We start from the raw sequence: 13,923 nt of genomic DNA on the forward strand, positions 1-13,923 counted from the left end.
CTAGTCAGAGTTTGAGGCCCGACGACGAGCATCAAGAGAAACCACCGCCGCTTGACGACTTTCCCTCGCCACTCGCACCAACAATCCCGCAGACAACAAACTGGCAATCATCGAATTACCGCCATAACTAAACATCGGTAGCGGTAAACCCGTAGTGGGAAGCGCTCCAGTCGCCACCCCAATATTAATTAACGATTGCCCCACCAGCAAAAAAGTAGCACCGATCGCAATTAAACGATGGAACTTATCCGTACATTTGAGCGCCACCATTAAGCCCAGAGTCGCATATACCCCCAACATCAACAACAACAGCAAACTCCCCACCAAGCCAAACTCCTCAGCATAGACCGCAAAAATAAAATCCGTGTACTGAATCGGTAAATAGAACCATTTTTGTTGCGAGAGTCCTAACCCAGTACCCCAAAAGCCTCCTGAGCCGATCGCCATCAAACTTTGAGTTAATTGATAACCATTCTCCATCGGATCGGCCCAAGGATCTAAAAACGTCATGATTCGCTGTCGTTGATACTCATTCATCCCTAAGCTCAACATCCCCAAAGCCAATCCCACCCCCCCAGTGGTTAACAGAGAACGATAAGGTAAACCCGAAGCCAGGGCAATTGCAAACAACGTCATCCCACAAAACGTCGCCGTACTCAAATTCGGTTGCAGCAGAATCCCCACCAACACCGTCCCAAAAATTCCCAACCATCGCCAGCGCATCACCGGTTTCAACGACGGCCACAAACCAAACACCTGCGCCCCCTGCAACACCAAAAACGGCTTAATCAACTCCGAAGGTTGTATCGGAAAAGCTCCCACAGACAACCAGCGCGTTGCCCCATTAATCGTCGTCCCCAATCCAGTTAACGCCGTCACCCCAATCAACCCCAGAAACAGCAGCAGAAACCATTGAGACCCTCTCATCATCAACTTCAACGGCGTATGAACCATGAAATTAAACCCCACACAGCCCAAAAGCGCCCAAGCCATTTGCCGCTTCACATAATAAAACCCATCCCCATAGTAATTATTGGCTAGAGGATAGGATGCAGAAAATAGAATCACCAACCCAACCGATAACCAAAGGAATGTTAACCACCGCAATAGTCTCGCTTCTATTGCCCATTCCTTCACCGAGGAGTCAATTAAAGGAATTAACTGTTGAAAGTTCAAGGACTGTCGTTATCAAACCAATTCTTCATGGACTCTAACAAACAACAAAGCAAAAGTAAAGCTTAAACCCTTACTCTTGCTTTGTTAGAAAACTCTTTGAATTGCTCTATCAGTAGGGCAAACCACCATCCAGAGTGCAATCGATATAGATTAGAGTAAACCCGTGTTGGTTCCCACCTTACCAGTCGCCAACTCCACCTTAACGATTTTTCCACCCATTTTCATAATTCGCTGTTGTTCGCGAAACCAGTTATCATAGGGAACCAACTTTGTGAAGTAGGTATTTTGGAGTTCTCGTTGCGTCCGAATTCTGCTTAAACTCGGCACACAAGCCGTTACCTTAAACATCCGCATGGGCTAATTTCTCCTAATTGTGATTCAAAAACTCAGAAAAAATGGTATCAAAACCTTTTACTTTACCCTCCAAAGTCTGGGAGTCAAGAGCCAATTCTAGACCATTGCGATCGGTGCTTAACTTCCGAGACAAACCCTTTCTATCGATTAGGCTTGTAACGGTCTAGGACTTACCCTAGACTTCCCAGACTCTACTTCTGAAGGGAGTTTATAAAGCACCACCTTCAGTTGAAGCACTTAGTCTAGCTTAAGCCAGAGCAGATGTAATCGAAGTAAACACCCATTTCTTTACCAGCAGCTTCACCAACTAAGCTGGCGGTAACTTTTTTCATGGCTTGGATAGCTTGAACAGTGGAACCTACAGGAACTCCCAAGGAGTTGTAGGTTTCTTTCAAACCATTGAGAACCCGCTCATCTAAGATGGAGGGATCGCCAGCTAACATAGCATAGGTCGCATAGCGCAGATAGTAATCCATATCACGGATACAAGCAGCATAGCGACGGGTGGTGTACATATTTCCACCAGGACGAGTTACATCCGAGTAAAGCAGAGCTTGAGCTACTGCTTCTTTCACGATGGTGGAAGCATTTGCACTAATTGCAGTCGCTGCACGAACCCGCAGAGCGCCGGTTCCGAAGTAGCCTTTGAGCTTGTCTAGAGCAGAAGAATCAAGGTACTTACCTTGAACGTCAGAAGAATTGATAACAGCAGTAATTGCGTCTTGCATGGTTGTGTTCTTGATGTAGTTACTTAAAAATGGTCAGTTGTAGTTAATGCTCAAAACCTGAGCCTTGGCTAAAACTTGGGTGAAGTCTAGGAAAGACCACCTTTCACATAATCGAAGTAAGAACCGGCTTCAGCCGCATCTTCACCTGACATCAGGGAAGTCGCTACCGCTTTCATGCAACTCACGCTTTCAGCCACTGCATCCAGGGAAGTGCCCAGAGATTTGTACATCTCTTTTGCACCAACCAAACCGATTTCTTCGATGGGGGTGACATCACCCGCTACGATTCCATAAGTAATTAGACGCAGGTAGTAGTCCATGTCCCGCAGACAAGTTGCGGTCATTTCATCGCCATAAGCATTTCCACCAGGGGAAACCACATCCGGGCGTTTTTGGAAGAGTTGATCGCCAGCTTCCTTAACAATGCGCTCGCGAGAGTCGGTTAGGATTTGAGCAATCCGCAAACGTTGCTCACCAGATGTTACAAAAGCTTTGATCCGATCCAGTTCACCTGGGCTGAGATAACGAGCTTCAGCATCAGCATTCACGATGGACTTCGTGACGATACTCATGTTGTGGAGTCCTCCAAAATAGAAATTGTCACCAATTGGGTTTTATATAAATGGCTTGCGCCAAAGGATCTGAGTCTAGTGTAAGCAACCTTGGCATAGCTCAAGGAAATTCGCTTAAAAACACAGGATTCTGACTCAGGGATCGCCGGACATTCACCTCCGATCTAGATCGTTGGTTTTATATCCGTCCGAAATCATTGTCAGGCATTGAGTTCACATCCTAAATCTATTCTTAATATTTTTTAACATTTTTCCTCATTTTGATCCCTGCTCCGATCCTCTGAGTATAGGTAGTTAAGACCATTGACCTGTGCTTTTTCTGGGGGTTACCCATCTTGACTCTTTCGATCGTCCATAAGAAAGCCCATCAGGGATTGAGCCTCAGCTCTTCCCCAATGGACTGTCCTCTCACCCCAGAATTTGAGTGTGAAATTTAACCTAAATAGCCCTTAGACGGGTTCAAAGCTAGGAACAACAATCTCCTTGCTCTGCTTCGTCAACTGGTTATACAGCTTCTCCGTATTCGGGAAGTTGGCCGCCGGAAGAGTATTATACCGGCAATAAGGAACCACATCTTCACCAAAAGCCTGTAAATATTCCATGCTACTAACCATTGCCCCAATAAAAGCACGAATGCCCTCACTAGACAAAATCTGGTTATACTTGCGAATCTCCGCCTGATCTAACGGCGCACGACCTAAGAAATGCTTCGTACCCAGCTCAATCACCTTGGTATTCGGGAAAGGCGCATAGAACTCCTTGATATACAGATCCGAACAACCTAGACCTTCAATAAACTCCTTGACAGTGATCTCACCATTCGTCAAACGGCTCTCTAAACGAGAGAATTCATTGCTGACGATATAGGGGGCGACATCCCGCTCAAAGACTTGCCGATAGGCTGCACCAATCAAGGCATTGACTGCTGGTTTATCCGCCAAATTAGTCAGCTTAAACACCTTGCGCTGTTCCCGTTGTTTGCGAACTCCTTGATTCATCCGCTCTTGGATCTCAATATCACCACGGGATTCCGTGACCGCGCCTAGCTCAATAAACCGTGGAGTCTGTACGGGTTTAACCAGTTGACCCATATCTTCACGCAGAGTACCCACGCGCATCGTGCGTAAGGACAATCCAGCCGCCGTCAGATACCGCTCATAGGGAACCGTATCTTCTCCGAAAGCCTCAGCATACTCCACAGAATCAACGATCGCATCCACCAGAGCATAAAAACCCTTCTTAGAACACAAATCAAAATAGGGATTCATTTCCTGACGGCCATAGGTCGGACGACCCAACAACCGACGGTGGATATACTCAATCGCCTTCACCACATACAGAGAACTCCAGTACAGATTGCGGAAAGTATCTGACTTAGCCAGCGCTTTCACAAACTCCCGAACCGTAATATCTCCATTTTCCAGGCGAATTTCCATCACCTTCAGCCGTTGTCCCTCATAGACATCCCGGCCAAAGACCTGTAAATAACAGGCACGAATCACCGCTTGAGTGGAAGTTTCCGAGAACTTGACATTGGTTCCCGCTTTTTTACCCACCGTTCGCGGGATTTGATCCAGCTTAAACACCTTCGCACCCAAAGTTCCTGGTGCTTTACCCCGGGCTTCAGGAGCCGAAACTTGATTATTAATCCCTGCTCCGCGATGAATCAACAAGCGGCGCGTATCCTTACCAAAAGGTGCAGGAGAGGTACTGGGATTACGAGTTTCTTTGGGGAAAATTGCCCCAAACTGAATTTCTAGGGGATCGTTACCCGAACCATACACATGCTGATCGGGCAGGGGACGGTTATAGGCCGCAAAAGTGGTAATAAATTGGGGCACTTTGCGGAAAGGAGCGCTGTACTTAAACAGATCCTGTTGGGGGCCCCAGTTGCGGCACTCTTGGGCTTCTTGGCCTAAACCGCGCAAGTAAGGAACCGTTTCTTCTCCGAAGTAATCAGAATATTCTTGGGAATCGACTAAAGCACCCACTAAAGCGGGCAGTCCCCCATCAGAAACAATAGAGAAATACTTCTGGAATTCTTCCCGACTCGACAAACCCCGACCGAGAATATGGCGCAAGGCCAGTTCTACCACCCGGCTATTGACAAACGGTTCATAGAACTGCTGGCGATAGAGAGGACTCAGACACAAACGACGGACAAACTCCTTCATGGAGATATCGCCATTTTTCACCTGAGATTCCAGGTAAGACACGGATTGGGAATAGGCACGAGTAATATCCCGCTCAAAGATTTGCCGATAGGCTGCCTTCACGACTTCCTGCTTTTCGGAAGAGGAGAGTCCGGGCTTCATGACAAATTTTTGCCGACGCTCAGAAGCATTGAAATAAATTTGGGGCAGTTGCAGTCCTTGTTGATCTAAGGTCTGGCGTTGACGGATTTTGTTCGAGGGTGTGGAAGCTTTGAATTCCGAGATCACCACATCAAAATATTGTCCGACGATATCACTGGCTTCTGCGTCATTTCTGACATATCCCAAAGCACCCGCTCGCATTTCTTGTAGGGCTACAGTGGTTGCAGCCGTAGAACAAGCGCCTTCAATAATTTCTCTGAGTCCCCGGACGTTGACGGAGAGAATATTGGGGTCTCCAGCGACAATCGCATAGGTGATATAGCGCAGGAACCAGCTTAAATCCCGCAGGGATTTAGTCATATTCGCCGGCCCGTAACGGGAAACGTTAATGGGACGGAATCCAGGGGGGACGGGGCCAGCACTACCCCCAGCAAACAAAGACCCCAATCCGGAAAAGATGCCTCCACTGGCTCCACTTTCTACAAAGGTTTGAGTGCCAACTTGCATCCCTTTTCCGGCTCCGACCAGCATCGGTTGGGGATCGGCAGGCTTTTCCAAGAAAGCCATGGGAGAGCCACCGGTGAAGATCCGATTGGCTGCCCGTGAAACAATCAGTTCAGAATTTTTAGTGAGGATTTCGGCGATCGCCAACCGTTTGAGACCCGACTCGAAATAGGTTGAAAGTTCACCGAGTTCAGTCCTTCCTAAGAAACGGTCTTGCTGTTCAGCAACAGAAATTGTTGAAACGGCTACCGTTTGATACAGTTGCGGACGAGCAACGGAGCTTCCACCACTTGCCTTGATAGTCATGCGCTCTTTTTAGCTCCCTTTGTATGTTTACAGCAATTGCATTAATGCGTTAAACGGCTTTTGGCTATCTCTGACCAGTCCAGCAGACTGATCCCCGACAGCTATTTGGTGTTTGATCTTAAGGGTAGTCTGGGTTGACCCCCCTTGTTTATTAAAAAGCGTAACGATTCACCATCATAGGCGATCGCAGTCCCCTGACTGAGAAAAAAGATAAGTTTTGTTACGTTATCAGCAACCGTTAACTCCTCAGAGGAGGCCCAAATGTTAGATAATCAGATCTGGCAGCCCTCACTTTCTCCCCGCTATGTCCGAAGCTCAAGCCATTAGTCACGCTGTAGCTAAACTTTACGATACTTACCCCTTTCCTCCAGAACCCTTGCTTGATGAACCCCCTCCGGGATACAACTGGCGCTGGAATTGGCTCACCGCTTACCAGTTCTGCTCTGGACACAAGCCCCCTCGCCAAGAGATCCGCATTCTTGATGCTGGATGTGGCACAGGGGTGGGAACTGAATACTTAGTCCATTTGAATCCCCAAGCCTCGGTTGTGGGTATAGATTTGAGTTCCGGAGCCTTGTCTGTGGCTAAAGAACGCTGCCAGAGATCCGGAGCGGAGAAGGTGGAATTTCATCACCTCAGTTTGTACGATGTGGGGCAACTGCCCGGACAGTTTGAGATGATTAATTGCGTAGGCGTACTCCACCATCTCCCCGATCCGATCCGTGGCATTCAATCCCTAGCCTGTAAGTTAGCCCCAGGAGGAATTCTCCATATCTTTGTCTATGCCCAATTGGGACGATTTGAAATTCAACTCATGCAACAGGCGATCGCCCTCCTGCAAGGAGAACATCGCGGAGATTACCCAGATGGAGTCAAAATTGGCCGTAAATTATTCTCCGTATTGCCAGAAGATAACCGCATCGTGCGCGAGGACAAACGGCGCTGGGCCCTGGAAAATCACCGGGATGAATGCTTCGCCGATATGTACGTCCATCCCCAGGAAATTGATTACACCATCGATACCCTGTTTGAATTAATCGAGGCTTCCGGATTAGCCTTCGTCGGCTTTTCTAATCCCCAGTATTGGCAGATTGAACGCCTGCTGGGCCAAGCCCCGGAACTGATGGCACGGGTAGAGAACCTGAGCGACCAGCAACGCTATCGCCTCATCGAACTCCTCGACCCAGAACTGACTCACTACGAATTCTTCCTCGCTCGTCCTCCCCTCGATTACTATGACTGGTCTGACGATCAGCTTCTGGGCGCAGCCATCCCCGAACCCAATCCCTGTCTCCATGGATGGCCCTCCCAAAGCATCCTCAACCCGGACTATCAACCCGTGAGCCTATCGGAAGAACAATTTCAATTGCTACAAGCCTGTAACGGCCAACAAACGGTTAACGAGATCCTGGATAAAAGCGCACAAACGCTGGCAGAAATGCGATCGCTCCTAAAGCAAAATTTGATTCTGCTCACTCCCCCAACCGGCGATCTCAATCCCGCCAACCCTTGAGGGTAATTCCCTATTTTGTCCCTCCCTCAAAGGATTAACACTTTCTTCAGAAACTGACCCCTCTGCGTGATATGATTTCGAGGGAGTCTACGAACAGACCTCTCAGGGTGACCTGAAAGAAAGTTTGGCTAGATCCTCTGTGGCTCTCCTCATGGAGAACCCCCCACAGAACCTTTTCCCACAAAGGAATGCCACCTTTTTACCCGATTGGGTCATGGGAAAACGCAGATCAACAACTTAAGGTTAATCAGTCGAAGTGAATACCTCCGACGAATCTCCAAAAACGTCAACGCCAACCGCAGAAGACCGGCCCCAATTTCCGCTCCCCAGTGCCTCACCGGGCGCAATGGATGAGTATTATCAACTCCAAAAAGAGTTGTACCTCTGGACATTAGGGATGACAGGAATCATCTTCCTTTCAGTCTGGTTCTTCTATACCCTCACAACCGCCCTCAGCTATTTGATCGGCGCATGTACTGGTGTAGTCTACCTCAGACTCTTGGCCAAAAACGTAGAAGGAATCGGACGAGCAAAACAACGTCTGGGCAATACCGGTTTAGCCGTTTTCATTGGTGTGATGATTGTCGCATTTGAATGGAAACAGCTAGAAATCGTGCCCATCTTCTTGGGATTTTTAACCTACAAAGCGGCGATCATTGCTTACGTTCTCAGAACTACCTTAAATCCATAATCAGCGAGCGATCGCCCCATGGATAAACGGTCAAATCCTGTAAAAAGGCCAGCCCCTTCGATCAGAACCCTAACTCTGAACCCTCTTTAATAATGGATATGCTTAACTTCCTGGACGCTTATCATAGCCTCCCGTTCGCCGAGCTTGAAGTCGGTAAGCATCTCTATTGGGAAATCGGTAATCTCAAAATTCATGGCCAAGTCCTACTCACCTCCTGGTTTGTCATTGGACTGCTCGTGATTGCCTCCCTAGCTGCCACTCGAAACGTCCAAAGAGTCCCCAGTGGAATGCAAAACTTCATGGAGTACGCTTTGGAATTCATTCGAGACCTGGCCAAAAATGCCATGGGTGAAAAAGAATATCGACCCTGGGTTCCCTTTGTTGGTACTTTATTTTTGTTCATCTTTGTGTCAAATTGGTCAGGGGCCTTAGTTCCCTGGAAAATCATCCATTTGCCAGCAGGTGAACTAGCCGCACCAACCAGCGATATCAATACCACGGTCGCCCTAGCCCTTTTGACCTCCCTAGCGTATTTTTACGCCGGTCTCAAAAAGCTAGGCTTAGGATACTTCGCTCACTACGTTGAGCCAGTGCCCTTCATGCTCCCCTTCAAGGTAATTGAAGACTTCACTAAGCCTCTTTCCCTAAGCTTCCGTCTATTTGGTAACATTCTGGCTGATGAATTGGTGGTTGGGGTATTAGTCTTACTGGTTCCCTTGTTTATTCCCTTGCCAGTTATGGCATTGGGAGTATTCTTAAGTGCCATTCAAGCCCTAATCTTTGCCACCTTGGCCGCCACCTACATTGGGGAAGCTTTAGAAGATCCTCATCATGGCGAAGAAGAACATAGTTAGCCTTCAAGGGACAAGGATCATACCCATCCCAACAGAGAAAGCTTCTCTGCTACCATTCGGTTTCAAGCCGAAAAACAAAATCCTATCAAGTGTACTCAATTAAAAAGGAGATTGAACCCATCATGGATTCACTAGTTGCTGCTGCTTCCGTTATTGCTGCTGCCCTAGCTGTTGGTTTAGCTGCCATCGGCCCTGGAATTGGACAAGGAAACGCTGCCGGTCAAGCGGTAGAAGGGATTGCCCGCCAACCTGAAGCTGAAGGAAAAATCCGAGGCACTCTCCTGCTCAGTTTGGCATTCATGGAAGCACTAACCATTTATGGTCTAGTCGTTTCCCTGGTACTCTTATTTGCCAACCCCTTCTCGTAGAGCCTTGGGCTAACGAACAGTAGAGATAGGAAAGCGCTTTCTATCTCTACCCTAATCTAACGGAAGTCAATCGTCGAGATGGTCAGCTCCGTTACAGATTAGCCACTGCTCCCTAGAATCTCTAGGGAAAACTGTAAAACCAGAGAAAATCGTTAAAAACTGGGGACGATCGCCAATGATCGATTGGACAATACTTCTTGCAGTAGAAGCAGCGGCAGAGGAAGCGGGAGGTCTCTTTGACCTAGATGCCACCCTACCAGTAATGGCTATCCAATTCCTTATCTTAGCAGCCCTACTGAATCAGATTTTTTATAAACCTCTGGGTAATGCCATAGACGAACGGAGCAACTATATCCGTTCAAATTTAACCGGAGCGCGGGAACGTTTAGCTAAAGCCGAACAACTCGCCCAGCAGTATGAAGAAGAACTCGCATCCGCTCGCAAACAATCGCAAGCGGTGATTGCTGAAGCTAGAGCTGAAGCGGAGAAAATTGCCGCTCAGAACCTGGCCCAGGCCCAGCGAGAGAGCTTCAACAAACGGGAAAAAGCCACGGAAGAGATTGATCGACAAAAACAGGAAACCCTAGGAGTCCTAGAAGGACAGGTAGACCAACTCAGTCGCCAAATCCTAGATAAACTCCTCCAAGCTAGTTGATCCTATCCTCCTCAGTAGCCCCCTGCGCCTTCGATACCCAACGGTTCCTTTCGGACTTCGTTTTTGACCCAAACCCTGGGTCAAAACCGAGGAAAACCTGTAGAAAAACTGCGCTTAAATGGACTTTCATAGCATGGGTAATTTTTGGTTGCTGGCAACAGAAGCAACAGAACATGGGTTCGGACTCAATTTTGATGTACTTGAGACGAACCTCGTTAACCTCGTCATTATCATCGGAGTGTTGGTGTACTTCGGTCGCTCTGCGGTGGGTAAAGCCCTAGCTACTCGGCGCGAAGAAATTGAAAACGCCATTAAAGAGGCCGAAGAGCGACAACAAAAAGCGGCATCTGCTCTGAAAGAACAAGAACAAAATCTCGCTCAGGCTCAAGCTCAAGCGGAAAAAATCCGTCAACAGGCGATGGAGCGAGCCGCATCGGTCAAAGCAGCCATCTTAGCTAAATCGGATGAAGACATCCAAAGATTGCAAGACACAGCCGCCCAAGATCTAGAAGCTGAAAGAAGCCGGGTGATTGCTGAACTGAAGAAACGGGTGGTTGCCTTAGCGATGCAACGGGTTGAATCCCAAATTAGAGCTGAATTAAACGACGATCTTCAACATCAAATGATCGATCGGTGCATTGCTAGGGTAGGAGGAAACTAATGAAAAATAGTTCTATTGTCGGTTCGATTGTAGAACCTTATGCCCAAGCCCTGATGTCCATCGCCCAAAGCAATGATCGGACAGAGAAGTTTGGCGATGATGTCCGTCTGATCCTAGAAATGTGGGAGAGCAGTGAAGAACTGCGCTCACTGCTGAGTCATCCCCTGATTAACCCGGATGCTAAAAAAGGGGTTCTCAGACAAATTACTCAAGACCAAGCGGACGCATATGTTCAACGATTCCTCTTCCTGCTCGTGGATCGGGGACGCATCCAATTTTTAGATGGGGTTTGCCAAACCTACCTGGCCCTATTACGGAAACTGAATCAAACCGTTTTGGCCCAGGTAACCTCAGCCGTAGAACTGACGGAAGGGGAACGAACGGAGATCGCCGAACGGACTAAAGCGATGTCCAATGCCAGACAGGTAGAACTCCAAACTCGCATTGATCCTGACCTGATTGGTGGCGTGATCATCCAAGTGGGATCTCAAGTGATTGATGCGAGTCTGCGCGGCCAACTGCGGCGCATTGGTCTAGCCCTGGGCTAGATCGGGTAAACCACTCCCCCCCCTGGGGACGACCCAACTTTCAACTGTTGACCCCTAAGCACATCTGTTACATCCAAAAATAAACGCATATGGTAGCTATCAGACCAGACGAAATTAGCAGTATTATCCAACAACAAATTGAACAGTACGACCAGGAGGTAAAAGTCTCTGAAGTCGGTACGGTTCTGCAAGTCGGTGATGGTATTGCTCGGATTTATGGCTTAGACAATGCCATGGCCGCAGAACTTGTAGAATTTGAAGACGGAACCGTGGGCATTGTCCTGAACCTGGAAGAGGATAATGTGGGAGCCGTATTGATGGGCGATGGAACCAATATCCAAGAAGGTAGCTCCGTTAAAGCGACGGGCCGCATTGCCCAAGTCCCCGTTGGCGACGCGATGATTGGCCGGGTGGTTAACCCCTTGGGTGAGGCCATTGATGGCAAAGGCGAGATCAAAACCACGGAAACCCGCCTGATTGAATCTCCAGCTCCGGGAATTATTGCCCGTCAGTCGGTTTGTGAACCTCTGCAAACGGGAATTACGGCGATTGATGCGATGATTCCTGTCGGTCGGGGGCAACGGGAGCTGATTATTGGCGATCGCCAAACGGGAAAAACGACTGTTGCTATTGATACGATTATTAACCAGAAGTCAGAGGACGTAGTTTGCGTCTATGTGGCGATCGGTCAAAAAGCCTCTACGGTTGCCCAAGTGGTGGCTACCCTGGAAGAAAAGGGAGCTATGGACTACACGATCGTGGTCGCGGCTAACGCCAGTGACCCCGCTACCCTACAATACATTGCTCCCTATACTGGGGCAAGTATGGCGGAATACTTCATGTACAAAGGCAAACATACTCTAGTTATCTACGATGACTTGAGTAAGCAAGCCCAAGCCTACCGGCAAATGTCCCTACTGCTGCGTCGTCCTCCCGGCCGTGAAGCCTATCCTGGGGATGTATTCTATCTCCACTCCCGTCTGCTAGAGCGGGCAGCTAAATTGAATAAGGAGCTGGGTAGCGGTAGTATGACGGCTCTGCCAATTATCGAAACCCAAGCTGGGGACGTTTCGGCTTACATTCCCACTAATGTGATTTCGATTACGGATGGTCAGATCTTCCTCTCGGCTGACTTGTTTAACTCTGGCTTACGTCCAGCCATTAACGCGGGTATCTCTGTATCCCGTGTGGGATCGGCGGCTCAAACTAAAGCGATGAAACAAGTGGCGGGTAAACTGAAACTAGAATTGGCTCAGTATGATGACCTGAGAGCCTTTGCCCAGTTTGCTTCTGACTTGGATAAGGCGACCCAAGACCAATTGGCACGGGGACAACGCTTGCAAGAGTTACTCAAACAACCCCAAAACTCTCCCTTGAGTGTTCCCGAACAGGTGGCCAGTGTGTATGCTGGGTTGAATGGATATCTTGATGATATTCCGGTGGAAAAAATTGCCACTTTTGCCCAAGGACTGCGGGATTATCTGAAATCCAGCAAACCCAAGTTTGGCGAAGTGATTCAGAGTGAGAAGAAACTCACCGATGAAGCAGAAGGCTTGTTAAAAGAAGCGATCGCTGAATATAAGCAAACCTTCTTGGTTTCTGCCTAGTCTTCAGATAGTGGATAGTCGATCCCTATCCACTATTGCCCTATTTCCTGTCCCTATCTCCTCGTTTTTCCTATGGCAAATCTTAAAGCGATCCGCGATCGCATCAAATCCGTTAAAAATACTCGCAAAATTACGGAAGCCATGCGTTTGGTGGCGGCAGCAAAAGTGCGTCGCGCCCAAGAACAAGTGTTAGCAACTCGTCCCTTTGCTGACCGTTTGGCTCAAGTGCTGTACCGGCTGCAAAGTCGTCTTCAATTTGAAGATGTTGACCTGGAATTGCTGAAAAATCGCGAGGTAAAAACCGTTGGCTTAATTGTCTTTTCCGGCGATCGCGGCCTCTGTGGCGCATACAATAGTAACGTCATCCGTCGCGCTGAAACGCGAGCCAAAGAACTGGAAAATGAAGGACTCAACTACGAATACGCGCTCTTAGGGCGTAAATCGGTTCAATACTTTCAGCGTCGGAATGTGCCCATTGCCAACACCCGCACCGATTTGGGTCAAATCCCCAGTGCTGAAGAAGCGGACGACATTGTAGATAGCATTCTCGCCTGGTTCCTTTCTGGTAAAGTAGACCGGGTAGAGTTGATCTATACCAAATTCGTCTCCTTAATTAGCTCCAGACCTGTCATTCAAACCCTCCTCCCCTTAACCCCCCAAGGGTTAGAAGTGGTTGATGATGAAGTATTCCGCCTGACGACAGCCAATGGTAGCTTTAATGTTTCTAGGGAAAAAGTCAGCTCTTCCTCTGAAGGGAGTTTCCCCAGAGATATGATCTTTGAACAAGATCCGGTGCAAATTCTGGAGAGTCTTTTACCCCTATTCATTAAAAACCAATTCCTGCGGGCCCTGCAAGAATCAGCCGCTAGTGAATTGGCTGCTCGGATGACCGCCATGAGTAGTGCCTCGGATAATGCCAGTCAAATGATTAAAACCCTCACCTTGTCTTATAACAAGGCTCGGCAAGCTGCCATTACTCAAGAACTGCTAGAAGTGGTTGGTGGAGCAGAAGCGTTGAATTAGCCATATGCCCTGGCAATGAATGGGTTAATCGGTGCAGCCTGAAAGGAT

14 protein-coding genes are annotated in these 13,923 nt (G+C 48.3%); 9 read left to right on the top strand and 5 right to left on the bottom strand.

Features of this window, described 5'->3' with window-relative positions; all coding sequences use genetic code 11:
- The 5 genes from AC3FZD_RS09410 to AC3FZD_RS09430 form a co-directional block, all read right to left on the bottom strand.
- Positions 1-1,176, bottom strand: a complete 1,176-nt coding sequence (locus AC3FZD_RS09410) for an FtsW/RodA/SpoVE family cell cycle protein (RefSeq protein ID WP_488739887.1) — start codon at positions 1,174-1,176, stop codon at positions 1-3.
- Between the two features lie 150 nt (positions 1,177-1,326).
- Complete coding sequence (locus tag AC3FZD_RS09415) at positions 1,327-1,530, bottom strand: phycobilisome linker polypeptide (RefSeq protein ID WP_283755732.1); 204 nt, start codon at positions 1,528-1,530, stop codon at positions 1,327-1,329.
- A gap of 242 nt (positions 1,531-1,772) precedes the next feature.
- Entirely contained in the window at positions 1,773-2,258 is a 486-nt protein-coding gene (gene apcB, locus AC3FZD_RS09420; protein ID WP_283755733.1) for an allophycocyanin subunit beta, read from the bottom strand.
- Between the two features lie 86 nt (positions 2,259-2,344).
- The gene (gene apcA, locus AC3FZD_RS09425) at positions 2,345-2,830 is read right to left on the bottom strand and encodes an allophycocyanin subunit alpha (RefSeq protein WP_283755734.1); all 486 of its coding nucleotides are present in this window, start codon (positions 2,828-2,830) and stop codon (positions 2,345-2,347) included.
- Between the two features lie 449 nt (positions 2,831-3,279).
- Entirely contained in the window at positions 3,280-5,955 is a 2,676-nt protein-coding gene (locus AC3FZD_RS09430; protein WP_488739888.1) for a phycobilisome rod-core linker polypeptide, read from the bottom strand.
- 304 nt (positions 5,956-6,259) lie between these two features.
- Here AC3FZD_RS09430 and AC3FZD_RS09435 point away from each other — a divergent pair, with 304 nt between their 5' ends.
- From AC3FZD_RS09435 to AC3FZD_RS09475, 9 genes are all read left to right on the top strand, one after another.
- Complete coding sequence (locus tag AC3FZD_RS09435) at positions 6,260-7,468, top strand: class I SAM-dependent methyltransferase (RefSeq protein ID WP_488739889.1); 1,209 nt, start codon at positions 6,260-6,262, stop codon at positions 7,466-7,468.
- 256 nt (positions 7,469-7,724) lie between these two features.
- Positions 7,725-8,159: an ATP synthase subunit I gene (locus AC3FZD_RS09440; protein ID WP_488739890.1), complete on the top strand. Its 435-nt coding sequence runs from the start codon at positions 7,725-7,727 to the stop codon at positions 8,157-8,159.
- Positions 8,160-8,257: 98 nt separating this feature from the next.
- Positions 8,258-9,013: a F0F1 ATP synthase subunit A gene (gene atpB, locus AC3FZD_RS09445; protein WP_283755738.1), complete on the top strand. Its 756-nt coding sequence runs from the start codon at positions 8,258-8,260 to the stop codon at positions 9,011-9,013.
- Positions 9,014-9,135: 122 nt separating this feature from the next.
- Entirely contained in the window at positions 9,136-9,381 is a 246-nt protein-coding gene (atpE, locus tag AC3FZD_RS09450; protein ID WP_283755739.1) for an ATP synthase F0 subunit C, read from the top strand.
- A gap of 175 nt (positions 9,382-9,556) precedes the next feature.
- The gene (locus AC3FZD_RS09455; RefSeq protein WP_488739891.1) at positions 9,557-10,036 is read left to right on the top strand and encodes a F0F1 ATP synthase subunit B'; all 480 of its coding nucleotides are present in this window, start codon (positions 9,557-9,559) and stop codon (positions 10,034-10,036) included.
- A 133-nt stretch (positions 10,037-10,169) separates the two neighbouring features.
- Positions 10,170-10,697, top strand: a complete 528-nt coding sequence (locus AC3FZD_RS09460) for a F0F1 ATP synthase subunit B (RefSeq protein ID WP_488739892.1) — start codon at positions 10,170-10,172, stop codon at positions 10,695-10,697.
- Positions 10,697-11,245: an ATP synthase F1 subunit delta gene (gene atpH / locus AC3FZD_RS09465; protein ID WP_488739893.1), complete on the top strand. Its 549-nt coding sequence runs from the start codon at positions 10,697-10,699 to the stop codon at positions 11,243-11,245. The genes AC3FZD_RS09460 and atpH overlap by 1 nt, the downstream gene beginning before the upstream one ends.
- An 89-nt stretch (positions 11,246-11,334) precedes the next feature.
- The gene (gene atpA, locus AC3FZD_RS09470; protein WP_488739894.1) at positions 11,335-12,852 is read left to right on the top strand and encodes a F0F1 ATP synthase subunit alpha; all 1,518 of its coding nucleotides are present in this window, start codon (positions 11,335-11,337) and stop codon (positions 12,850-12,852) included.
- A gap of 72 nt (positions 12,853-12,924) precedes the next feature.
- Positions 12,925-13,875, top strand: a complete 951-nt coding sequence (locus AC3FZD_RS09475) for a F0F1 ATP synthase subunit gamma (protein WP_488739895.1) — start codon at positions 12,925-12,927, stop codon at positions 13,873-13,875.
- Positions 13,876-13,923: the final 48 nt, after the last annotated feature.

The sequence above is a fragment of the Roseofilum sp. KMC-1 genome (assembly GCF_057802075.1).

Coding starts and splice junctions, on each gene's coding strand:
- AC3FZD_RS09415 (WP_283755732.1), bottom strand. CDS start 1,530: ATGCGGATGTTTAAGGTAACGGCTTGTGTGCCGAGTTTAAGCAGAATT.
- apcB (WP_283755733.1), bottom strand. CDS start 2,258: ATGCAAGACGCAATTACTGCTGTTATCAATTCTTCTGACGTTCAAGGT.
- apcA (WP_283755734.1), bottom strand. CDS start 2,830: ATGAGTATCGTCACGAAGTCCATCGTGAATGCTGATGCTGAAGCTCGT.
- AC3FZD_RS09430 (WP_488739888.1), bottom strand. CDS start 5,955: ATGACTATCAAGGCAAGTGGTGGAAGCTCCGTTGCTCGTCCGCAACTG.
- AC3FZD_RS09435 (WP_488739889.1), top strand. CDS start 6,260: ATGTCCGAAGCTCAAGCCATTAGTCACGCTGTAGCTAAACTTTACGAT.
- atpB (WP_283755738.1), top strand. CDS start 8,258: ATGCTTAACTTCCTGGACGCTTATCATAGCCTCCCGTTCGCCGAGCTT.
- atpE (WP_283755739.1), top strand. CDS start 9,136: ATGGATTCACTAGTTGCTGCTGCTTCCGTTATTGCTGCTGCCCTAGCT.
- AC3FZD_RS09455 (WP_488739891.1), top strand. CDS start 9,557: ATGATCGATTGGACAATACTTCTTGCAGTAGAAGCAGCGGCAGAGGAA.
- AC3FZD_RS09460 (WP_488739892.1), top strand. CDS start 10,170: ATGGGTAATTTTTGGTTGCTGGCAACAGAAGCAACAGAACATGGGTTC.
- atpH (WP_488739893.1), top strand. CDS start 10,697: ATGAAAAATAGTTCTATTGTCGGTTCGATTGTAGAACCTTATGCCCAA.
- atpA (WP_488739894.1), top strand. CDS start 11,335: ATGGTAGCTATCAGACCAGACGAAATTAGCAGTATTATCCAACAACAA.
- AC3FZD_RS09475 (WP_488739895.1), top strand. CDS start 12,925: ATGGCAAATCTTAAAGCGATCCGCGATCGCATCAAATCCGTTAAAAAT.